Origin of the sequence: Azonexus fungiphilus, assembly GCF_003634965.1 — a bacterium.
GTDB classification, from domain to species: domain Bacteria; phylum Pseudomonadota; class Gammaproteobacteria; order Burkholderiales; family Rhodocyclaceae; genus Azonexus; species Azonexus fungiphilus.
Window position 1 is genome coordinate 63,403 of record NZ_RBXP01000013.1, and the last position, 21,840, is coordinate 85,242.

20 protein-coding genes are annotated in these 21,840 nt (G+C 66.4%); 5 read left to right on the forward strand and 15 right to left on the reverse strand.

Annotated features, from left to right (window positions below):
• Positions 1 to 3: 3 nt before the first annotated feature.
• The 4 genes from DFR40_RS05790 to hemN all read right to left on the reverse strand — a co-directional run bounded on the left by DFR40_RS05790 (position 4) and on the right by hemN (position 6,049).
• Entirely contained in the window at positions 4 to 1,695 is a 1,692-nt protein-coding gene (locus DFR40_RS05790; RefSeq protein ID WP_121457546.1) for a putative bifunctional diguanylate cyclase/phosphodiesterase, read from the reverse strand.
• Positions 1,692 to 3,899 (reverse strand): heavy metal translocating P-type ATPase, encoded by a 2,208-nt coding sequence (locus DFR40_RS05795; protein ID WP_121457547.1) that lies wholly within the window; start codon positions 3,897 to 3,899, stop codon positions 1,692 to 1,694. Before DFR40_RS05795 ends, DFR40_RS05790 begins: the two co-directional genes overlap by 4 nt.
• Position 3,900: 1 nt before the next feature.
• Positions 3,901 to 4,572 (reverse strand): sulfite exporter TauE/SafE family protein, encoded by a 672-nt coding sequence (locus tag DFR40_RS05800; RefSeq protein ID WP_121457548.1) that lies wholly within the window; start codon positions 4,570 to 4,572, stop codon positions 3,901 to 3,903.
• Between the two features lie 73 nt (positions 4,573 to 4,645).
• Positions 4,646 to 6,049, reverse strand: a complete 1,404-nt coding sequence (gene hemN, locus DFR40_RS05805; protein WP_121457549.1) for an oxygen-independent coproporphyrinogen III oxidase — start codon at positions 6,047 to 6,049, stop codon at positions 4,646 to 4,648.
• An 85-nt stretch (positions 6,050 to 6,134) separates the two neighbouring features.
• On the opposite strand from hemN, the gene fnr reads away from it, so the two are divergent.
• Positions 6,135 to 6,878, forward strand: coding sequence for a fumarate/nitrate reduction transcriptional regulator Fnr (fnr, locus tag DFR40_RS05810; RefSeq protein WP_121457550.1), 744 nt, complete (start codon positions 6,135 to 6,137; stop codon positions 6,876 to 6,878).
• Between the two features lie 12 nt (positions 6,879 to 6,890).
• On the opposite strand, the gene DFR40_RS05815 is transcribed toward fnr, so the two are convergent.
• Positions 6,891 to 7,826 (reverse strand): LysR family transcriptional regulator, encoded by a 936-nt coding sequence (locus DFR40_RS05815; protein ID WP_121457551.1) that lies wholly within the window; start codon positions 7,824 to 7,826, stop codon positions 6,891 to 6,893.
• A 137-nt stretch (positions 7,827 to 7,963) separates the two neighbouring features.
• Here DFR40_RS05815 and rnk point away from each other — a divergent pair, with 137 nt between their 5' ends.
• Positions 7,964 to 8,338, forward strand: a complete 375-nt coding sequence (gene rnk, locus DFR40_RS05820; protein ID WP_121457552.1) for a nucleoside diphosphate kinase regulator — start codon at positions 7,964 to 7,966, stop codon at positions 8,336 to 8,338.
• A 28-nt stretch (positions 8,339 to 8,366) separates the two neighbouring features.
• A complete protein-coding gene (gdhA, locus tag DFR40_RS05825) occupies positions 8,367 to 9,710 on the forward strand; it encodes an NADP-specific glutamate dehydrogenase (protein WP_121457553.1) in 1,344 nt (447 codons plus the stop codon).
• Here gdhA and DFR40_RS05830 read toward each other — a convergent pair.
• The 8 genes from DFR40_RS05830 to DFR40_RS05865 form a co-directional block, all read right to left on the reverse strand.
• Positions 9,707 to 10,087 carry a SirB2 family protein gene (locus DFR40_RS05830; protein WP_121457554.1) on the reverse strand — a complete coding sequence of 127 codons (381 nt, stop codon included), beginning with the start codon at positions 10,085 to 10,087 and terminating at the stop codon, positions 9,707 to 9,709. The genes gdhA and DFR40_RS05830 overlap by 4 nt on opposite strands.
• Positions 10,084 to 11,385 (reverse strand): hypothetical protein, encoded by a 1,302-nt coding sequence (locus tag DFR40_RS05835; RefSeq protein WP_121457555.1) that lies wholly within the window; start codon positions 11,383 to 11,385, stop codon positions 10,084 to 10,086. Before DFR40_RS05835 ends, DFR40_RS05830 begins: the two co-directional genes overlap by 4 nt.
• A 9-nt stretch (positions 11,386 to 11,394) precedes the next feature.
• On the reverse strand, positions 11,395 to 11,619 hold the full coding sequence (locus DFR40_RS05840) for a DUF2249 domain-containing protein (RefSeq protein ID WP_121457556.1): 225 nt from the start codon (positions 11,617 to 11,619) through the stop codon (positions 11,395 to 11,397).
• The gene (locus tag DFR40_RS05845) at positions 11,619 to 12,062 is read right to left on the reverse strand and encodes a hemerythrin domain-containing protein (protein ID WP_121457557.1); all 444 of its coding nucleotides are present in this window, start codon (positions 12,060 to 12,062) and stop codon (positions 11,619 to 11,621) included. The genes DFR40_RS05840 and DFR40_RS05845 overlap by 1 nt, the downstream gene beginning before the upstream one ends.
• Positions 12,063 to 12,152: 90 nt before the next feature.
• The gene (locus DFR40_RS05850; protein WP_121457558.1) at positions 12,153 to 12,893 is read right to left on the reverse strand and encodes an oxygen-binding di-iron domain-containing protein; all 741 of its coding nucleotides are present in this window, start codon (positions 12,891 to 12,893) and stop codon (positions 12,153 to 12,155) included.
• Between the two features lie 13 nt (positions 12,894 to 12,906).
• The gene (locus DFR40_RS05855) at positions 12,907 to 13,527 is read right to left on the reverse strand and encodes a chemotaxis protein (protein WP_121457559.1); all 621 of its coding nucleotides are present in this window, start codon (positions 13,525 to 13,527) and stop codon (positions 12,907 to 12,909) included.
• The gene (locus DFR40_RS05860) at positions 13,524 to 15,269 is read right to left on the reverse strand and encodes a PHA/PHB synthase family protein (protein WP_121457560.1); all 1,746 of its coding nucleotides are present in this window, start codon (positions 15,267 to 15,269) and stop codon (positions 13,524 to 13,526) included. Before DFR40_RS05860 ends, DFR40_RS05855 begins: the two co-directional genes overlap by 4 nt.
• A 33-nt stretch (positions 15,270 to 15,302) precedes the next feature.
• Entirely contained in the window at positions 15,303 to 16,715 is a 1,413-nt protein-coding gene (locus tag DFR40_RS05865) for an MBL fold metallo-hydrolase RNA specificity domain-containing protein (protein ID WP_121457561.1), read from the reverse strand.
• A gap of 83 nt (positions 16,716 to 16,798) precedes the next feature.
• Between DFR40_RS05865 and DFR40_RS05870 the strand changes: the two genes are divergently transcribed.
• Positions 16,799 to 17,242 carry a universal stress protein gene (locus tag DFR40_RS05870; protein ID WP_121457562.1) on the forward strand — a complete coding sequence of 148 codons (444 nt, stop codon included), beginning with the start codon at positions 16,799 to 16,801 and terminating at the stop codon, positions 17,240 to 17,242.
• Positions 17,243 to 17,299: 57 nt separating this feature from the next.
• Complete coding sequence (locus DFR40_RS05875) at positions 17,300 to 19,882, forward strand: ATP-binding protein (RefSeq protein WP_147431291.1); 2,583 nt, start codon at positions 17,300 to 17,302, stop codon at positions 19,880 to 19,882.
• Here DFR40_RS05875 and DFR40_RS05880 read toward each other — a convergent pair.
• Entirely contained in the window at positions 19,879 to 20,367 is a 489-nt protein-coding gene (locus DFR40_RS05880; RefSeq protein WP_121457564.1) for a hydrogenase maturation protease, read from the reverse strand. The genes DFR40_RS05875 and DFR40_RS05880 overlap by 4 nt on opposite strands.
• A complete protein-coding gene (locus DFR40_RS05885; protein ID WP_121457565.1) occupies positions 20,364 to 21,830 on the reverse strand; it encodes a Ni/Fe hydrogenase subunit alpha in 1,467 nt (488 codons plus the stop codon). The genes DFR40_RS05880 and DFR40_RS05885 overlap by 4 nt, the downstream gene beginning before the upstream one ends.
• Between the last annotated feature and the right edge of the window lie 10 nt (positions 21,831 to 21,840).

Below are 21,840 nucleotides of genomic sequence, written 5' to 3' on the forward strand. Positions count from 1 at the left end.
GCTTCAGTTCTCGTGAAGGAAAGGTTGGCTGCGCAGCAATTCGGTCATCCGCAAGGCGTCGACCGGACGGCTGAAATAATAGCCCTGAACCATGCCGCAGCCCATGCTGCGCAACAGGGTCAATTGCTCGGCGGTCTCGACGCCCTCGGCAAGCACGGTCAGGCGCAGGTTGCGCCCCATGCTGACGATGGTCGAGGCAATCGCGCGGTCGTCGGCGTCGCGCTCCAGGTCCATGATGAAGGAGCGGTCGATCTTCAGCTTGCCGACCGGAAAACGCTTCAGGTAGGCCAGCGAGGAATAGCCGGTGCCGAAATCGTCGAGCGACAGGCTGACGCCCATGCGGTTGAGCGCCGACAGCGTGCCGAGCGTGAATTCGGCGTCGTGCATCACCGTGCGCTCGGTCAGTTCGAGTTCCAGGCGTTCGGCGGCGAGGCCGGTGGTGCCGAGCGCGCCGGCGACCATCTCGACGAAACCGGCCTGGCGGAACTGCACCGGCGCGACGTTCACCGCCATCGTCTGCAGCGCCAGCCCCTCGTCGATCCACGCCTGGGCCTGGCGGCAGGCCTCGAACAGCACCCAGTCGCCGATCGGGTTGATCATCCCGGTATCCTCGGCGACCGAGATGAAGCGATCCGGCATGATCACCCCGAGATCGGGGTGGCGCCAGCGGATCAGCGCCTCGACGCCGACGATCTCGCCGTTGGCCAGGCTGACCAGCGGCTGGTAGTGCAGCTCGAACTCGCTGGCGGTCAACGCATGGCGCAGGTTGCTTTCCATCATCAGCCGCTCGAGCGTCGCCATGTTCATCTCGGACGAGTAGAACTGGAAGGTGTTGCGGCCCAGGTCCTTGGCCTTGTACATCGCCGTGTCGGCATTCTTGAGCAGGGTGTCGATGTCCTTGCCATCCTGCGGATAGAGGCTGATGCCGATCGACGGCGTGATCGTCAGCGCATGGCCGCCGACCGAAAACGGCGCCGCCGCGATCTCGAGCACCCGGCGGGCGACATCGGCCGCCGCCGCTGCCGTGACCTCCGGCAGCAGCACGATGAACTCGTCGCCGCCGAGCCGGGCCAGCGTATCGACCTTGCGCACGACACCGGCGTAACGCTGGGCCAGCGCGCACAGCAGTTCGTCGCCGACGCTGTGGCCGAGCGAATCGTTGACCCGCTTGAAATGGTCGATGTCGAGGAACATCAGGGCGGCCGAACCGCCTTCGCGCTCGGCGGCGGCGATCATCTGCTCGACCCGGTCGTGCAGCAGGCGGCGGTTGGGCAGGCCGGTCAGCGGATCGAAATCGGCCAGCTCGCGGATGCGCGACTCGGCCGCCTTGCGGTCGGTGACGTCGAGCACCGTGCCGACCGATACCGACAGCTTGCCAAAGCGCGCCGGCATGCCAAGGACCGACATGGTGAAGGTCGAGCCGTCCTTGCGCCGCCCGGTCAGTTCGTAGGCCTGGCCGGGAATGCCGGCGGCGCGCCGGGCCAGTTGCTGGTCGACGATCGGATGCTCTTCGGCGACGACCAGTTCGTAGGGACCGACGGTGGTCTGGAATTCTTCCTCGCTGTAGCCGAACAGCGCGCGCATGAACGGGTTGACGTAGATGAAGCGTCCTTCGCCCATGACGAAGATGCCGACCTGGGCGGCTTCCATCGTCGCCTGGAACAGGTTGGTGCCGTCATCGAGGACTTCGCTCATCCGCGCTCCGTCACTGCCTGGCGGGCCGGCCGCCAGCGCCGCAGGAGCAGCGAGTTGGAGACGACCGAGACCGAACTCATCGCCATCGCCGCGCCGGCGACCACCGGGTTGAGGAAGCCGAAGGCCGCCAGCGGAATGCCGAGGACGTTGTAGATGAAGGCGAAGAACAGGTTCTGGCGAATCTTGCCGAGCGTCGCCGCCGACAGCGAGATGGCGTCGACGACACCGAGCAGGTCGCTGCGGATCAGCGTCAGGTCGGCGGCCTCGATCGCCGCGTCGGAGCCGGCACCGATGGCGAAGCCGACGTCGGCGGCGGCCAGGGCCGGGGCGTCGTTGATGCCGTCGCCGACCATCGCGACCAGCGTTTTTTCGTTTTTCAGGGCGTTGACCGTCAGCGCCTTGTCGCCCGGCAGGATGCCGGCGCGGAACTCGTCGATGCCGGCCAGGGCGGCGATCGCCGCTGCCGTCGCGGCATTGTCGCCGGTCAGCATGACCACGCGGATGCCGCGCGCGCGCAACTGCGCGACGGCGGCGCGCGAGGTCGGGCGCAGGGCGTCAGCGATGGCGATCAGCGCCAGCCATTCGCCGGCCGCCGCCTCGGCGTCGGCGAGCACGATCACCGTCTTGCCGGCCGCCTGCAGTACCTGCACCGTCGCCTCGCCGGCCAGCCCGAACCAGGCCGGCGCGCCGAGGCGCAGACTGCGCCCATCGACGACGCCGGCGACCCCGTGGCCGGGCGTCGCCGTGAAATTTGCCGCCGCCGGCAGGTCGACCGTCAAATTCGCGGCCACCACCGCCCGCGCCAGCGGATGCTCGGACTGCTGCTCGAGCGCCGCCGCCAGCCGCAGGGCGGCGTCGCGACCGAGGGCCGGCGCCACCACGTCGGTGACCTGCGGCTCGCCGCGCGTCAGCGTGCCGGTCTTGTCGAGCGCCAGGACACCGATCTTCTCGGCCCGTTCGAGCGCCTCGGCATTGCGCACCAGGATGCCGGCCCGCGCCCCCTGGCCGGTGCCGACCATGATCGCCGTCGGCGTTGCCAGACCGAGCGCGCACGGACAGGCGATGACCAGCACGGCGACGGCATTGACCAGCGCCGTCGCGAAATCGCCGGAGAACCACCACCAGCCGACGAAAGTGGCCAGGGCGATGGTGCACACCACCGGTACGAAGATGCCGGAAATCCTGTCGGCCAGCCGCTGCACCGGCGCCTTCGACCCTTGCGCCTCGCCGACCAGGCGGATGATGCCGGCGAGCAGGGTCTGCTCGCCGACCCCGGTGGCACGGCAGCGCAAGGCGCCGCGCGCGTTGGCCGTGGCCGCGAAGACGCGGTCGCCGGCAGCCTTGCCGACCGGCATGCTCTCGCCGGTGAGCATCGCCTCGTCCACGCTCGACTCACCATCGACGACCTCGCCATCGACCGGCACGTTCTCGCCCGGACGGACCAGGAAGATGTCGCCCGGCATCAGCGCATCGACCGGCAGCTCGACCCAGGCGTCGTCGCGCTCGACGCGCGCCGTCTTCGGCTGCAGGCGGATCAGCGCCTCGATCGCCTCCGAGGTACGGGCCTTGGCCCGTGCTTCGAGCAGCTTGCCGAGCAGGACCAGGGTGATCACCGCGGCGCCGCCCTCGAAATAGACATGCTGGTGATGCAGGTCGAGCATCGTGACCACGGTCGAGAAACCCCAGGCCATGCTGGTACCGAGCGCGACCAGCACATCCATGTTGGCGCCGCCGCCGCGCAGCGCCTTCCAGGCACCGTCGTAGAAACGCCAGCCGATCCAGAACTGCACCGGCGTCGCCAGCAGGAACTGCAGCCAGCGCGGCAATTCGCTGGCGTGGCCGCCATCGCCGAACATCCACAGCATCTGCGCGACCAGCGGCAGGGTCAGGGCGACGGCAATCGCGAAAAGACGCACCTCCTGACGGTAAACCCGCATTTTTTCGGCTTTTTCGCGCTCTCGCGTCCCGGCATCGACCAGCGCCGCCGAGAAACCGGCCTTGGCCACCGCCGCGATCACCGCCTCCGGACCGACGCCGCTCAGGCGCACGCGGGCCCGCTCGGCGGCAAGATTGACGTTGGCCTGCATCCCGGCCTGGCGGTTGAGCACCTTCTCGAGACGCGTCGAGCAGGCCGCGCAGGTCATGCCGCCGATCGCGAATTCGACGACCTGTTCGGCGTTTTCCGCGTTGTCGCTGGAGTTCATGTCAGCTTCCTTCGATCAGGTGGCCAAGGCCGAACAACCCGTACACGCCAAAACCCAGGACCAGCAGCCCGGACAGGATGCGCACCGACGGCCGGCGGACGAATTCGTTGAGACGGGCGAGGACGATGCCGGCCAGCAGCAGGTTGGGCAGCGTGCCCAGGCCGAAAGCCAGCATCAGTGCGGCACCGCGCGCTGCCGAACCAGCCGACAAGGCGCTGGCCAGCGCACTGTAAACCAGACCGCAGGGCAACCAGCCCCACAGCAGACCGAGCGGAAAAGCCTGGCGCACCGTCGTCGCCGGCAGGAAGCGCCGGGTCAGCGGCTGCACGCGACGCCACAGCGCCTGGCCGGCGCGTTCGGTGAACGCCAGCGCGCGCGTCGCACCGAGCAGGTAGCAGCCGAGCGCGATCAGCATCAGGTTGGCCAGCAGATAGAGGAGCAGGCGTGCCGGCACCTGGCCTTCGAGGCCGAGACTGGCAGCCCCGAGGGCACCGGCAAGGGCGCCGGCTGCGGCATAGGAAAGGATGCGCCCGGCATTGTAGGCGAGATGCATCGACCAGCGGGAAGCTCCGCCCATGGCCAGGGCGCCGACAATGCCGCCGCACATGCCGACACAATGCGTGCCGCCAAGGAGGCCGACGAGGAACAACGCGAAAAAGCCGGAATCGGGCATGGATCAAGCCAAGGCGGCCAATACAACGAACAGCGGACAGTGTAACCCGGCCGCCGTCGCCCCGGAACCCGTCTCAGATCACCTTCGAGTAACGCGTCCGCTGACGGTCGGCCCGCAGGTAGCGGTCGAAGGCCATCGAAATGACGCGGACCAGCATCCGACCCGGCGGCAACACGGTAATCCAGTCACGCTCGATCTTGAGCAGGCCGCCCCGCTCCATCTCGCGCAAATCCTCGATTTCCGCCGCGAAATACTTGTGGAAGTCGATCAGGTGCGCGCTTTCGATGCTCTCGATCGACAGCTCGAAATGGCACATCAGCGCCTGGATGATCGAACGCCGCAGGATGTCGTCGGCGTTCAGCTCGATGCCGCGATTGACCGGCAGCATCGGCGCGTCGAGCCGATCGTAGTACTCGTCGAGGGTCTTGACGTTCTGGTAGTAGGTCGGCCCGACCTTGCTGATCGAGGAAATGCCGAAGGACAGCATGTCGCAGTCGGCATAGGTCGAATAACCCTGGAAGTTGCGATGCAGCCGGCCCTGGCGCTGGGCAACCGCAAGCTCGTCGTCGGGCTTGGCGAAATGGTCCATGCCGATGAAGACGTAGCCGGCATCGGTCAGCTTCTTGATCGCCAGCGCCAGAATCTGCAGGCGCGCTTCCGGCGTCGGCAGGTCGGCATCGGCAATCCGCCGCTGCGGCTTGAACAGCCCCGGCAGGTGGGCGTAGTTGTAGATCGACAGGCGGTCGGGATCCATCGCCAGGACCCGTTCCAGGGTCCGGTTGAAGCCCATCACGCTCTGATGCGGCAGGCCGTAGATCAGGTCCACCGACACCGACTTGAAGCCGTTGGCGCGCGCCGCGCGGATCACGTTGGCAGTCTCTTCCTCGCTTTGCACGCGATTGACCGCGATCTGCACGCGCTCGTCGAAATCCTGGACACCGACGCTCATCCGGTTGAAACCGAGCTCGCCGAGCAAGGCCACGGTTTCGGTGTCAACCTTGCGCGGATCAACCTCGATCGAGTACTCGCCACCGTCGAGCAACCTGAAATGCCTGCGCGTCTCGGCCATCAACTGGCGCATCTCGTCGTGCGACAGGAAGGTCGGCGTACCGCCGCCCCAGTGCAGCTGGATCACCTCGTGCTCGCCATCCTTGCCCTCGAGGGCGGCGCTCTGCAGCGCCAGCTCCTTGCCGAGATACTTCAGGTACTTGGCGCTGCGGCCATGATCCTTGGTGATGATCTTGTTGCAGGCGCAGTAATAACAGATGGTGTTGCAGAAAGGGATGTGGAAGTATAATGACAGCGGTCGGCTGATTCCGCCGATGTTGCGCTTGCCGAGCCAGAGTGCGGCAGCCTCGGCGTCAAAGGCCTCGACGAAACGGTCGGCGGTTGGATAGGACGTGTAGCGAGGTCCGTTGACGTCAAAACGGCGGATGATCTGTGGATCGAAGACGAGGTTTTCAGTTGCGAAATTCATTTAACATAGCGCCAAGTTTAGGTTCGATTATGTGGGGATGGATCGTTTTTCCGGTTGACATGGATCAAGCCGACGCAGGTTGCGAATGCCCAATACTATCCCGCTGAATCAGGAGATTTCGCTGTCCGTCATCAAGACGGCCTGTTCCAACTGCAACCTGCGCGAACTCTGCCTGCCGTTCGGCCTCAGCCTTGAGGAACTGGAACGGCTCGACGACCTGATTTCGACTCGCCGCCGGATCAAGCGTGGCGACCACCTGTACCGCGCCGGCGAGCCTTTCGACGCAATCTACGCGATCCGCAGCGGTTTCTTCAAGACCGACGTGCTGCTCGAAGACGGCCGCGACCAGGTGACCGGCTTCCAGATGGCCGGCGAACTGCTCGGTCTCGATGGCATCAGCACCGAACACCACACCTGTAACGCGATCGCACTCGAGGACAGCGAGATCTGCGCGATCCCCTTCTCCCGCCTGGAGAGCCTGTCGCGCGAAATTCACAACCTGCAGCATCATTTCCACAAGGTGATGAGCCGCGAGATCGTCCGCGACCACGGCGTCATGATGCTGCTCGGCACGATGCGCGCCGAGGAGCGCCTTGCCGCCTTCCTGCTCAACCTGTCGCAGCGCTTCACGGCGCGCGGCTTCTCGCACGCCGAGTTCTACCTGCGGATGACGCGCGAGGAAATCGGCAGCTACCTCGGTCTCAAGCTTGAAACCGTCTCCCGCGCCTTCTCGAAGTTCCAGGAGGAAGGCTACATCGCGGTCCAGCAGAAGCACATCCGCATCCTCAACGTCAGCGGCCTCAAGGCCCTGATGAACCACCGCGCCTGAGCGCCGCCGGCGTCAGCGACTCAGGCCCAGCCACAGGCGTTCGCCAGGCTGGTCCCAGTAGGGTTCGTCGCCGAACCGGCGTAGCAGGAAGTCGATGAAGGCCCTGACTTTCAATGGCAGGTGCCGGTTCGGCAGGTGCACCGCGTAGATGAAACGCTCGACCGGCACATAACCCGGCAGGACTTCGACCAGTCGCCCCGCCTGCAACTCGCTGCCGATGATGAAGGTCGGCAGCAGCGCCAGCCCCAGCCCACCCAGTACCGCCTGCGACAGCGCCTCATCGTCGTTGATGCGCAAGCTCCCCGACACCGGCACCGAGATGTCGCCGGCCGGCCCCTGCAGATGCCAGAAACCCTGCGTGGTCAGATAGGTATAGTCGAGGCAGTTGTGCCGTGCGAGATCTTCCGGCAGCTCAGGCACGCCCCAGCGGGCAAGATAGGCCGGGCTGGCGCAGATTTTCCGGCGGATCGGCGCCAGGCGACGGGCAACCAGGTTGCCGCCAGGCTCCGGGGCGATGCGCAGGGCCAGGTCGTAACCCTCATCGACCAGGTTGACCAGACGATCGCTGATCGTCATGTCCACCGACAACTCGGGGTACTGGAGCATGAAATCGGCGAGAGCCGGGGCCACGTGCAGGGTGCTGAAGGCAACCGGCGCACTGAAGCGCAGCCGCCCGCGCGGCGTCTGGTGCAGGCTGCCGATGGTGCTGTCGGCGCGGGCCAGTTCGTCGGCAATACGTTCGCAGTGTTCGAAGTAGGCCTCGCCGACCTCGGTCAGACTGAGCCGGCGCGTGCTCCGCTGCAGCAGCCGGACCCCGAGCGTCGCCTCGAGTCGCGCCACCGACTTGCTAACCCGCGACTTCGAAATCCCCAAACGGGCGGCCGCGCCGGAAAAACTGCGCGCCTTGACGACCTGGGCAAAGAGCAGCATGTCATTGATATCGTGCACGGCCTCTCCACTGTTTCCAATATGGAAACAGTTTTATTCAATCCAGCCGACTTATCAAGCACCGGTCCAACCACTAAGATCGACGATCGATCCATTTGCTTGGCAGCGCCAAACACGAACCAGAAAATATCCTTTAAATGCAACAGACTAACTTGATCATCAGCGAGAGCGATTTCGTCCGCCTGATGTCCATCCAGCCGCCCCCGGATCTGCGCGCGGAGCTTGAGCGCGCCATTGTTATTCCTGACGAATCAATGAATCCCGATATCGTCACGATGGGTTCGCGCGTGCGCTACACCGAACACGAAACCGGCAACAGCCGCGAGGTCGAGATCGTCTTTCCCGACGAAGCCGCCCCGGGTGCCGGCAAGGTATCCGTCTTTGCCCCGGTCGGCGCCGCGCTGATCGGCCTCGGCGTCGGCCATGAAATCGACTGGGATTTCCCCGGCGGCAGCACCCGCCGGCTGACCGTGGTCGAAGTCATCCAGCCGGCCTCGACCGCACCACACTGATCAACAAGGAACCAAGGGAGCCCGCAGCGTGCGCTACAAGTCATTCGCAGAATTCAACCAACATGTTGCCGCACGAAACCCCGGGCAACCCGAGTTTCACCAGGCCGTCGCCGAAGTCATCGAAAGCCTCTGGCCATTCATCCAGGACAACCCCCGCTACGCCGAGCACGGCCTGCTCGACCGCCTGGTCGAGCCGGAGCGGGTGGTGATGTTCCGTGTTTCCTGGGTGGACGATCACGGCGAGGTCCGCGTCAATCGGGGCTACCGCATCCAGCATTCGTCGGCGATCGGTCCGTACAAGGGCGGCATCCGCTTCCACCCCTCGGTAAACCTGTCGATCCTGAAATTCCTCGCCTTCGAGCAGACCTTCAAGAATGCACTGACGACGCTGCCGATGGGCGGCGGCAAGGGCGGCTCCGATTTCGACCCGAAAGGCCGCAGCCCGGGTGAGGTGATGCGCTTCTGCCAGGCTTTCGTCAGCGAACTGTTCCGCCACATCGGCAGCGACACCGACGTACCGGCCGGCGACATCGGCGTCGGCGGCCGCGAGGTCGGCTTCATGGCCGGCATGATGAAGAAGCTATCCAACCGCGCCGACTGCGTGTTCACCGGCAAGGGCCTGAGCTTCGGCGGCTCGCTGATCCGCCCGGAGGCGACCGGCTATGGCACCGTCTATTTCGCCGAGGAGATGCTCAAGCAGCGCGGCAGCAGCTTCGACGGCCTGCGCGTCAGCGTTTCCGGTGCCGGCAACGTCGCCCAGTATGCGGTCGAGAAGGCGATGGCGCTCGGCGCCCGCGTCGTCACCGTCTCCGATTCAAGCGGCACCGTCGTTGATGAGGACGGCTTCAGCACCGACAAGCTGGCCGAACTGATGGACGTCAAGAACCACCGCTACGGCCGCGTCAGCGACTACGCCGCGCGCGTCGGCGCCACCTTCCTGCCTGGCGAAAAACCCTGGCGGGTGCCGGTCGACGTCGCCCTGCCCTGCGCGACGCAGAACGAACTCGACGCCGCCGACGCCCGCGCCTTGCTCGCCAACGGCGTGCGCTGCATCGCCGAAGGCGCCAACATGCCGTCGACAGCCGAGGCAGTGAAGCTGTTCGAGCACAGCGACGTGCTCTACGCCCCGGGCAAGGCCAGCAATGCCGGCGGCGTCGCCACCTCGGGCCTGGAGATGAGCCAGAACGCGATGCGCCTGTCCTGGCCGCGCGAGGAAGTGGACGCCCGCCTGCACCAGATCATGATCGACATCCACGAAACCTGCCTGCGCTACGGGCGCAATGCCGAAGGCAAGGTCAGCTACGTCGATGGCGCCAACGTCGCCGGCTTCGTCAAGGTCGCCGACGCGATGCTGGCGCAAGGCGTCGTCTAGAAGAAGATGGCCGGTTGCCGGGTCAGCGCGACGCCGACGATGTAGGCGTAGCTGAGTCCGGCCAGCAGCACGAAGTGCCGGCGGATCGACGGGGTCCGCCCGCGCTTGAGGGCGATCGTGCCGCAACCGATATAGACGAGCAGGCCAAGGACCTTGGCGGTCAGCCAGCCTTCGACGAAGGGATACTGGCCGCTGAGCCAGGCCAGCGTCAGCGCGCTGCCCAGCAACAGGCTGTCGATGATGTGCGGCAGGCGCCGCGCCAGCGGGTGCTGGAGCAAGGGCGAAGCGCGCCACATCCAGGTTGCGCGTAGGGCGAAGCCGAGGCCGGAAAGAACGACACAGCTCAGATGCAGGTGTTTGATCGCCAGATAGCTCATGCCGGCATCTTCGCCGTTTCGCCGGCACGACGGAAGTCCCGGTGGCGCAGCACCGCGCGCAGCAGGTTGTGGGCCAGCCAGGCGCCGGCGACGATCAGCGCCAGGCCGGCGGGTATGGCCAGCCAGGCCGGCGCGGCGACGCTGACGGTCGACAACGCAAAAGCGACAAAAAAGCTGTGCAGCTGCCCGCGCATGCGCGGCTCGTCGAGCAGCTTGTTCATTGCCGGCACCGCCTTGCCCGGCAGCGAGCGATGCTGCAGGTCGAACCACAGCAGGAAAGGCACGATCTTGTAGAGCATGCCGATGATGAACGGCAGGAAGCCGCCGACCAGCACCAGCACGCCAAGCAGCACCGTCCATTCGGCGGGCAGGACGACGCCGGCCGGCAGCAGCGTCTCGACGATCAGCATCAGCAGCGCCGCCAGCGTCGCGCCCAAGCCCAGCTGCCAGTAGCGGAAAGTCGCATCGGGCCGGGCCCGGCGACGCCCCACCTGGAGTTTCAGTGTCTGCGCGATGAATGCCAGGGCCACGAGGGCGAGCAACAAGCGGCCGATCAGGTTCAGCCAGCCGGCGTCGACCACCACCGCCAGCGTGGACAGCAACAGCGCCGCCAGCGTCGCCGGCGGAAACCACCACGCCGGACGGGCCGGATAGCCCGGCGTCAGCTGGAACATCGGCACCACCACATAAGCGACCGCGGCGAGCAGGACGCCGGCCCAGCCGGCCAGCCCCCAGCCGGCGTGCAGGTTGGCCAGTCCGGGCAAGGCCACCGGCCAGCCGCCGGCGAGCACCAGCAGCATGAACAGGCCGCTGCCGACGGTCGCCGCCAGGGCCAGCAGCGCCAGCTTCAGGCCACGGATGCTCGGACTGGTCGACGGTACCCGGAACACTGCCCGCCCGGCGACACCGAGAAAAACCGCCAGGCCGAGGCCGAGCAACGCCGCAGCCAGCTGCAGCCAGCGTGCCTCGGCGAACAGGAAGCCGGCAGCCATCGCCAGCGCACCGAGATTGATCGCCGGGTGGACCAGCGCCGCGACCAGCGCCGGCCGCGCCAGATTGGCGCCGGCCACCACCGGCAGGATCTGGATCAGCGCACCGAGCATCACCTGGAGCATGAAGCCGATCGTCAACAGGTGGGTGGCTGCCAGCGTCGCCGGCGACCAGCGCGAGCCGAGCAGCGCCCCGCCATCGACGACCAGCAGCACGCCGGCGAGCACGACGAACAGCGGCGCGCTGAGGAAGAAACGCAGCGGCGCCGCCAGCGGCGGGCTCTGTTCGAAGGACAGCAGGGCCTGCATGGCGGGCGCTCAGCAGGTGATGCGGATGGCGAAGGTTCCGTCGGCCAGCAGTTCGCTCTGCCAGCGATGCCCGTTCTGCTGCAGCACGCGATACAGCGGATGCGGCTCGCGATAGAGCAGCAGAAGCATTTCCTCGCCCGGCTGCAGCGTATCGAGCATTTCCATCGTCGCCACGAAAGGCTGCGGCGGCTCCATGTAGCGGGCATCGACCGTGCGTTCGGCGGGAAAGTCCATCAGGCGGCCTCGAGTTCGCTGCGCAGGCGCTCGACCAGGGCCCCGGCGGCGTCGCCGAGCTGCTGGTCGCACATCGGATAGAGCACGTTTTCTTCCTTCATGTTGTGCTGCTGCATGGTGATCAGCAGGCTGTCGGCCTGGCCGAGGAAATCCTCGGTTTTTCCACTTTCCAGGGCGTCGACCGCTGCATCCATCAGCGCCCGCATCTGCTCGTGCTCCATCCGCATCACCTGGGTCGGCCCCATGCGCATGCCGGTGCGTTCCTCGAAGGCTGGAAACAGCGTCGCCTCCTCACCAGTGAAATGGCGCAGAACGGCATCGCGGAACTGGCCGAAAGCCAGCCTGGCCGCCACCAGGTCGCCGTCGCCGGCGGATTGCTCGGCGGCGGCAAACAGGTCATCGCAGTGGCGATGATCCTCCAGCATGAAATCTCGAATGGTCATTTGGGGTCTCGACGGGGTTGAGGTGTATCAGCATTTTCTGCTTCGCTCCACCCGGCTCGCATTGATGGGCATCAAAGCCGCCCGGGAATCTCAGTTGGCGAGCACGCCGACCCTCAGTTCGTCGAACCAGTTGATGAAGCGCTGCACGTCGGCACCACGATAGATCGCCCCGTGCTGCGGGCAGAGCATGTCGATGTCCATCCGGGCGACCCGCTCGCACCAGCTGCGCTTGGCCTCGTTCGAGCCCATCCAGCGCCGGTGGAAGCCCTCGGCGTGGCGGATGTGGCGATCGAAATCGTCGACGAAGAGCCCCTCCTCGCCAGCCGGCAGCAAGGCCGCGCCGACGTCGCCGGAAAACAGGATCCTGGCCTGACGGTCGTAGAGGTGGAAATTGCCCGAGGAATGCAGGTAATGCGCCGGCACGGCCTGCAAGACCAGGCCGTCGAGCGCGATGTCGATGCCGGTGTCGGGAATCGCCACGAAGGTCTCGGCGTTACCGCCGAAATGCGGGATGAAGCTGGCCCACAGCCAGCTGACATAGCAGCGCATGCCCGGGTTGAACTCGAGCCACAGGGCCAGCGACGAGCAGATGTCGGGGTCCTGGTGCGAGGCGAAGATCGCACGCAGCGCCGACGGATCAAACTCGCCCGAGAGCGCCGAGAAAACTGCCGGGAAGACCTCGGCACCGCCCGGATCGAGCAGCATGCCGGCGCCGCCGTGCGTCACCAGATATTCGTTGGTATCGATCAGGTGACCGGGACGCGCCGGATCGCGGACGATGGCCACCCACTTGTGGTCGCCATCCTGGAAAATGGTACTGGTCTTCTTCACCCGCCCCCCGGCTCTATCTGAAAAAATCGGACCGCTGCAGCGCCTGCAGCGAACTGCGTATTTCCTCGACGACCCCGTCGAACTCCCCCGAAACCTGCGCCAGCGGCAGCGCGAAACCCTGGCCGTAGGCTGCCTCGATCTTCGCCGACTTGGCCAGCACGCCCCCCAGCTCGACCAGCTGGAAGGCATCCTCGAGTGCCCGCTGCAACTGCCGGCGCAAACCGGCGAGGCGTTCGCGATGCTCGGCCCCGAGCGCCTCGCGACGGCGGACGACGGCCGCCAGCGCCGGCACCGGCGAAGTACCGGCGGCGGCCTCGAGCAGACACAGGTGGCGGATGTCCTGCAGCACCACCGAGACCTCGGTGACGCAACGGTGGATCAGCTCGCCCAGCGCCCCCATGCTGCTGCGCAGATCCTGCGAGAAGACGCGCAGCTCGTTCGACAGCACGCCGAACCCGAGGGCCGCCGTACCCGCCCGTTTGGCCAGGAAGATCGCATTGAGCGCCATGATGTTGATGCGCAGCGAAACCCGGACGACGGCCTTGATTTCCTCGTTGATGCGGACGATGCGCAACAGGTCGGCGCCGGCCTGCGGCGCCTGCCCGTTGACGGTCGACGACACCGGCAGGCTCATTTTTCGAGCACGTAGGTACCCGGCGCGTCAGCCAGCGCCGGGAACTTGCGGTTGCTTGCCGGGTAGGCCTCGACTTCGTCGCCGGTCCGCTGGTGCAGCCAGGCGGTCCAGTCGTCCCACCAGGTTCCCGGCTTGCGGTCGGCACGTTCGAGCCAGTGCTCCCAGTGCTCGTTGCGCTCCGGCTCGGCGATCCAGTAGGCCCGCTTGGGCGGATTGACCGGCGGATTGACGATGCCGAGGATGTGCCCCGAGGTCGACAGCACGAAACGCACCGGCGCCTTGACATTGACGTACTTGCGGATCCGGTAGCACTGCTTCCACGGCGCAATGTGGTCGTCCTCGGCGGTCACCGCGTAGAGCGGCTGGACGATGCGGTCGAGATCGATCGGTTCGCCGGCGATGCTGAGCCGGTCGCGCTTGATCAGGTTGTTGTTGAGGTACATCTCGCGCAGGTAGTAGCTGTGCATCGCCTGCGGCATGCGCGTCGAATCGCAGTTCCAGAAGAGCACGTCGAACGGCGGCAGCGATTCGCCGAGCAGGTAGCTATGCACCCAGTAGCTCCAGATCAGGCTGTTCGAGCGCAACAGCCGGAACGAGGTCATCATGTCGTTGCCGTCGAGATAGCCGGTCTTGGCCATCTTTTCCTCGAGCGCGGCGACGCAGCTTTCGTCGATGAAGACGTCGATGTCGCCTGGATGCGAGAAATCGGTCAGCGTGGTGAACAGGGTCCAGTGCGCGACCGGCATCTGGTCCGCAGTGAAGCGCTTGTTGGCCCAGGCCATGTAGGTCGACACCAGGGTGCCGCCGATGCAGTAGCCGACCAGATGCACCTGCGGCTGCCGGCAGAACTCGCCGGCGACACGCACCACCTCGTTGACGCCCTCGAGCAGGTAGTCGTCGAACCGGACGTCGCGCATCGTCTCGTCGGGATTCTTCCAGCTGGTGATGAAGACCGAGAAGCCCTGCCCGGTCAGGTACTTGACCAGGCTCTTCTTGGCATTCAAATCAAGAATGTAGAACTTGTTGATCCACGGCGTGACGATGACGATCGGCATTGCCCGCACCTTGTCGGTGGTCGGCGCGTAATGGATCAGCTCGACCAAGCGGTTGCGGAAGATCACCTTGCCCGGCGTCGTCGCCAGGTCCTTGCCGACGACGAAGGCGTCGGGTTCGACCATCTGGATGTTCTTGGCGGCGATGTCGCGCTGCAGGTTGGCCCAGCCCTGGCGCAGGCTCTCGCCCTGGGTCGCGACGCAGCGCTCGATGGCGGCCGGGTTCGACCAGAAGAAATTGGTCGGCGCCACCGCGTTCAGCCACTTGCGGAACCAGAAGGCCGCCCGCCGGCGTTCCTTGTCGGACAGCCCCGGGGTTTCGAAAGCCATGTCCTGCAGACGGTGGGTGAAGGCCAGATACCACTCCTTGACGATGTCCCACGAGGCCGAATCGGTCCACACCGGATCGGCGAAGCGGGCATCGTCGGCGTGCGGCTGGATCACGTCGTCGGAAGCGATGCCCATGGCCCGTCGGGCAACGTGGGCCTGCAGCGCGAACAGGTCGCCGGACAGCGCGCTGACGGCGCGGGCCAGTTCCTGCGGATGCATCAGCCAGGCCATCTGGGCATTGAGCAGCGAGGTGGTCGCGCCGAACGGATCGATCGCCTGGCTGACCGCCTTGCCCAGGGACTCCGCCGGGCTCAGGCTGGAAAGGTCGAGGGTGTCGTGCTTGGCTGAACTTGCGGGCATCGGGCTATCTCCGGTCGATTTGATGACGATATCTTACAGCGTGACGAAGCTGCCGGGTTGCGGCAGATGTACCTGCGTCCAGCCGAAACGCTCGTGGACCGCCTGCGCAAAATCAGCCGACGCCGAGGCCTCGCCGTGCACCACGAAAAGCTGCCCCGGCGGCTTGCGGAAACCGGCCAGCCAGTCGAGCAGCGCCGCCTGGTCGGCATGCGCCGAGAGACCGCCGACCGTACAGATTTTCGCCCGCACCGGCACCGTCTCGCCGAAGATGCGCACCAGCCGGGCACCATCGACCAGGCGCCGGCCAAGCGTCCCGGCAGCCTGGAAGCCGGCGATCAGGATCGTGCATTCGCTGCGCCGCAGGTTCTCGCGCAGGTGGTACTTGATCCGCCCGGCGTCGCACATGCCCGAGGCCGAGACGATCACCGCCCCGTGGCGGATGTCGTTGAGCTGCCGCGAACGCTCGACGTCGGCGACGAATTCGACATTGACCTTGTGCGGATGCGCTGCCTGCCAGGCGATCAGTTCGCGGGTCGGCGCGTCGAGCAGGTAGTCGTGTTCGAGGGTGATCCGCGTCGCGGCGTTGGCCATCGGCGAATCGACGTAGATCTTCAAGGGCTCGAGCCGTCCCTGGCGGACCAGGTCGGTCAGCAGGTAGAGGATTTCCTGGGTCCGCCCGACGGCGAAGGCCGGGATCACGACATTGCCACCGGCCGCCCAGGTCCGCCGGAAGGCGGCGACGATCTCGTCCTCGGTCTCGGCGACCGGACGGTGCAGGCGATTGCCGTAGGTCGATTCGATGAGCACCGCGTCGGCCAGCGCCGGCGGCTTTTCCGGGTCGTTCAGCAAGGGCCGGCCGGACATCCCGAGATCGCCGGAAAACACCAGTTTTCGCGGTCGACCGCCAGATTTGACCGAAATCTCGAGCGCCGCCGAGCCGAGGATGTGACCGGCGTCATGGAAGCAGACCTCGATGCCCTCGGCCGGCCGCAGATGCTGGCCGTAGTCGACCGGATGCACCAGTTTCAGCGCGGCCAGCGCCTGCGCGACGGTGTACAGCGGCGGCTGGATGCCGCGCTCGCTGCGACCACGCCGACGCCGGTTGCGCAACTGCCATTCGGCTTCCTTTTCCTGGATGTGGGCGGCATCGGGCAGCAGCACCTCGATCAGCGCCCGGGTCGCCCGGGTCGCATAGACCGGGCCGCGGAAACCGAGCATCGCCAGACGCGGCAGCAAACCGGAATGATCGATGTGGGCGTGGGTCAGCAGCACGAAATCGAGGCGTCGCACGTCGAAACCGAAATCGAGGGCGCCTTCGTTCTTGCGCCGCGCCTCGGCGCCGCCCTGGAACATGCCGCAATCGACCAGGAAGCGATACTCGCCGGTATCCACCAGGGTGCAGGAGCCGGTCACCTCGCCGGCTGCGCCGAAAAAGCCAAGTCGCATGTTTGAAATCCTCCGGACTTGGCGTAGCATGAACCTCAACAAGGCGGAAATCAACGCCAGCAGACCATTTCAGGAGGTAAAGCATGTTCAAGCACATTCTCGTCCCGACCGATGGTTCAGAGCTCTCGCGAGCCACCGCGCAACGCGCCGTCGCCTTCGCCGCCGAAGCCGGCGCCCGGATCACCGCTTTTTACGCCAAGCCGGAATACCCGATCGCCTACTTCGGCGAAGGTGCCCTGATCGACCCGACGACGCCGGAGAAATTCACCGAAATGGCCGAGCAGCAGGCCAGCCAGTTCCTCGACGAGGTCGCCGGCTGGTGCCAGGCCGCCGGTGTCGCCTGCAGCACCGCCTCGGCAACCAGCGACGTACCCTACGAAGCGATCATCAAGGCTGCCGAAGACGCCGGCTGCGACCTGATCTTCATGGCCTCGCACGGACGCCGCGGGATCAGCGGCTTCCTGCTCGGCAGCGAGACAAACAAGGTGCTGACCCACTCCAAGGTCCCGGTACTCGTCTATCGTTGATTGTCCGGGCCGCCGGCCGGCCCCGTCGTTTCCGCGGCCCGGCCGCCGCTCCCGCTGATGGCATCTCCCCGCTCCAGTTTCCGCTTCCGGCGCCAGATTCTGCTCCCTGTCAGTCTGGCGCTGCTGGCGCTGGTCGTCGTCTTCAGCGCCGGTTTCCACCACCATCTCGACCGACTCGAACAGGCCACCACCCGCCAGGCCGGCGAGCAGGTCAGGAAAGCCTGGCAGCGCCTTGAAGGCGAGCACATTCGCCACCTCGACTGGTTCGCCCGCGAAATCGCCGCCACGCCGGCGTTGCGCGAGGCCTTCCGCAACGGCGATCGCGACCGTCTGCTGGCCGCCAGCCAGCCGCGCCTGGCGGCGTTGCGGGCGGAATTCGGCATCACCCACTGGTACTTCATCGGCCCCGACCGGCAGGCTGTGCTCCGGGTGCATGCGCCGCAGCGCCGCGGCGGCATCGTCAAGCATCGCGCCCTCGACCAGGCGATCGCCACCGGCAAGCCTGCCAACGCCCTTGAGCTCGGCGCCCGCGCCACCTACACGCTACGCCACATCCAGCCGTGGATCGACGATGGCCAACTGATCGGCTACATCGAGCTTGGCGTCGATGTCGAGCGCTTCTCCGGCGAAATCGAAAAAGCCCTCGCCGTCGACGTCATCGCCGCCATCGACAAGCGCCACATTGACGAGCAGGCCTTCAATACCGGCAAGCAACTCCTCGATTTCAGCGGCGAATGGAACGAGGAGCCGAACATCGCCATCCTCTACCGCCGTAGACCGGGTCTTCCCGCGGCCCTGTCCGAGCGCTGGAACGCGCAACCGGCCGGGGACCCCGAGACTGTCTTTGCCTTCGAAGACAGCGGTCGCATCTGGTCGGCAACCCTGTTGCCGCTACCCGACATAGACCACCGGGCGATCGCCTCGCTGGCCGTCCTGCGCGAGGTCACCGCCGAGCGAACCGACGGCCGGCACAAGTCGCTGTTGGCGTTTGCCGCCGCCAGTACCCTGGCCCTGCTGCTCGGCCTGGCGCTATCGCGCCGGACACGGGCGATCGAGCAGCGACTGCAGGCCGCGCACGGCTCCCTGGAAGAGAACGAACAACGCTTCCGCGACATCTTCTCGACCAGTTCCGACTGGTGGTTCTGGGAAACCGACAGCGCGCTGCGCTTCACCTTCTTCTCCGACAACGCCGCCAGCCTGCTTGGCGTCGAACCCGGCGAATTCCTCGGCAAGTCGCGACCGGAAGTGATGGCGATGGCAACGCTGGAGGAACAGGCACGGATGCAGGCCCATTTTGCCGATCTCGAGGCACGCCGTCCCTTTCATCGCTTCGAGTACCAGGCCCGTCTGCCCGACGGACGGGTGATCTGGCTGGCCTCCAGCGGCGTCCCGGTGTTCGACGGCAAGGGCGATTTCCTCGGCTATCGGGGCGCGGCCACCGACATCACCGTCCGCCACGAACGAGAAGCCGCCGAATTCGATGCTCGCGAGGGGGCCGAAGCCAAGTTCGCGATCGCCCGCATCCTCCAGGAAACCCGACGGCCACTGGCCGAGCGCTTCAGCGAGGCACTGGCCATACTCGGCAGCATGCGCGGCATGCTCGGCGAACAAGACCGGCGGCGTGGCCGCATCCTGCTGCACACGCCGGACGGCAACCTGCCCGACTGCCACGAAGCCGGCGATGCATCCCCGTTGCCGTGCCGGCAGGCCGGCGACAAGGTCGTCGTCATCGACGACTGCACGCCAACCGGCCACGGTCACTACCTGGTGCCGCTGCGTCTCGGCGACGACGCACTCGGCGTCCTCTGCCTGCCCAGCGTCGCCCGGCCGCCGCGCTCGCCGATCCGGCTCGATACCCTGCAGCAGATCGGCGGCCTGTTCGCACTGGCGATCGCCAATGCCCGGGCACTCGCCGCCGAGCATCAGGCGCTCGCCGAGGCCGCGGCGGCCAGTCGGGCCAAGAGCGAGTTCCTGGCCAACATGAGCCACGAGTTGCGCACGCCGATGAACGGCATCATCGGCATGACCGAACTGCTGCTGACCACGCCGCTGGCCGGCGATCAGCGCGAATGCGCGGAAACCGTCCGGCAGAGCGCCAACAGCTTGCTGGTGGTGATCAACGACATCCTCGACTTCTCGAAGATCGAAGCCGGCAAGCTGCGCGTCGAGCGGATCGCCTTCGACCTCGACAGGCTGCTGCGCCAGACCTGCGACCTGCTGGCCGTGCTCGCCGCCGAGAAACAACTGGACTTCACCTGGACGCTGGCGCCCGCCGGCGGCGCAACGGTGTACGGCGATCCCGGCCGGCTGCGTCAGGTGCTCAACAACCTGATCGGCAACGCGATCAAGTTCACCGACCACGGCCATGTCGCACTGACCGTCAGCATCAGCGGCGACCAGTTGCGCTTCACGGTCAGCGACAGCGGCATCGGCATCCCGGCGCAGCAGATGGCGCGCCTGTTCGAGCCGTTCTTCCAGGGCGACGGCTCGACCACCCGGCGTTTCGGCGGCACCGGGCTGGGCTTGTCGATCAGCCGCCGGCTGGTCGAGATGATGGGTGGCGAAATCGGCGTCGACAGCGTCGCCGGCGAAGGCTCGACCTTCTGGTTCACGCTGCCGGCGGGGCCGGCCGAAAACTAGGCGGCGAGCGCCTGCCAGGCATCGAGACGGGGATTGGCGAGCAAGCGGACGAGACAGAGCATGGCCTCGTCCATCGCCGCCTCGGCGCCGGCCCCCGGCGGCTGGCCGAGCGCGAAGGCCTCGCCGCGCACGGCCAGGGTGAAGGCCGGCGGCGGCTCGCGGCCTTCGGTCTGGCGATAGACCTGGAGCACCGCCTCCGGCGGTAGCGCGTGCGTCGAATGGGTGATCACGGTCGACGGCCCGATTTGGCGAAAAACCACCGCCTGCGGCTGGTTGACCGCAGCGTCGATGAACAGCGCCAGGCTGCGCCCCTCGAGGTCGAGGGCGTGCTCGATGTTGAGCTGGAAATCCTCGATCAGCTCGACTTCGGCTTCGCGCCCCCGGTTTTTCAGCCATTCGGCGAGTCGACCGCAAAGCAGCGGACCGATCGCATCATCGCCGCGGCTCGGGTTGCCGACGGCGAACACGACGACCGGCGCGCTCACCCGCCGCGACTCATGCGATCGACCAGGGCGCCGTCGGCATCGACCAGCTCGACGGTCATCGGCATCTTGCCGAGCGCGTGCGTGGCGCAGGACAGGCAGGGATCGTAGGCACGGATCGCGCACTCGATGTGGTTGAGCAGGCCTTCGGTCAGCTCGCGCCCGTCGAGATACTGGCGGGCGACGGTACGGATCGACTCGTTCATCGCCTGGTTGTTGTTGGTCGTCGACACGATCAGGTTGCAGTAGGTGACCTGATCGTCTTCATTGACGCGGTAGTGGTGGAACAGCGTGCCGCGCGGCGCCTCGATGACGCCGACCGCTTCCGGCCGGCGGGTGCCGCGGTCGGCCATCAGGTCATGGCCGAGGATGTCGTTATCGTGGAGCAGGTCGCGGATCATCTCGGCGGCATGCAGGATCTCGATCAGCCGTGCCCAGTGGTAGACCAGCGTGCCATGCACCGGCTTGCCGTTGCCCAGCGCCAGCATCTTCAGCCGCTCGGCCTCGGCCAGCGGCGTCGCCAGATAGCTCGCCGCCTGCACGCGGGCCAGCGGGCCGACCTTGTACCAGCCGTCGTCGGCGCCCAGGCTGCGGATGTGCGGGAACTTCATGTAGCTCCACGGCTTGATCTCTTCCTGCAGCACCTGCTGGTAGTCGGCGTAGTCGACCTGGTCGAAAATCGTCCGTCCGGCGGCATCGACCGCGCGCAGGGCACCATGGTAGAAATCGAGCGCGCCGTCGGCGCGGACCAGGCCCATCATGCTCGCCGGGGTATCGCCGAAAACGTTGTAGAAGCCGGGATTGGTCTCGTGCAGCCGGCGCACCATGTCGATCGCGCCCTGCGTCCAGACGATCATCTGGTCGATGTCGCGCGCCATTTCGTCGCGTTCGGCGACGCTCAGCGCCTTGTTCACCCCGCCCGGGATGGCGCCGGTGCCATGCACGCGCTTGCCGGCAACATGGCGGATCACTTCCTGGCCGAACTTGCGCAGCAAGACGCCCTGCTTGGCGATCTCGGGAAAATCGAGGGCGACGCCGACGATGTTGCGGCGGGTGAGGTCGCTGTCGAAACCGAGCAGCAGGTCGGGCGAGGCCAGGTGGTAGAAATGCACCGCGTGCGACTGCACGATCTGGCCGTAATGCAGCAGCCGGCGCAGCTTTTCGGCCGTCGCGGTGAGTTGACCGTAACCGGCGATCAGGTCCATCGCCTTGACCGCCGCCAGCTGGTGGCTGACCGGGCAGATGCCGCACAGGCGCTGGACGGTGACCGGCACCTCCCAGTAAGGACGGCCTTCGATGAAGACTTCGAAGCCGCGGAACTCGACGATGTGCAGGCGGACCTGGTGGATCTTGTTGTCCTGGTCGAGCAGCAGCGTGACCTTGCCGTGGCCCTCGACCCGGGTCACCGGATCGATCGCGACCCGGCGCAGGGTTTCGGGATGGGCGGCAGTTTCCAGTTCGAACATGGGGGACTCC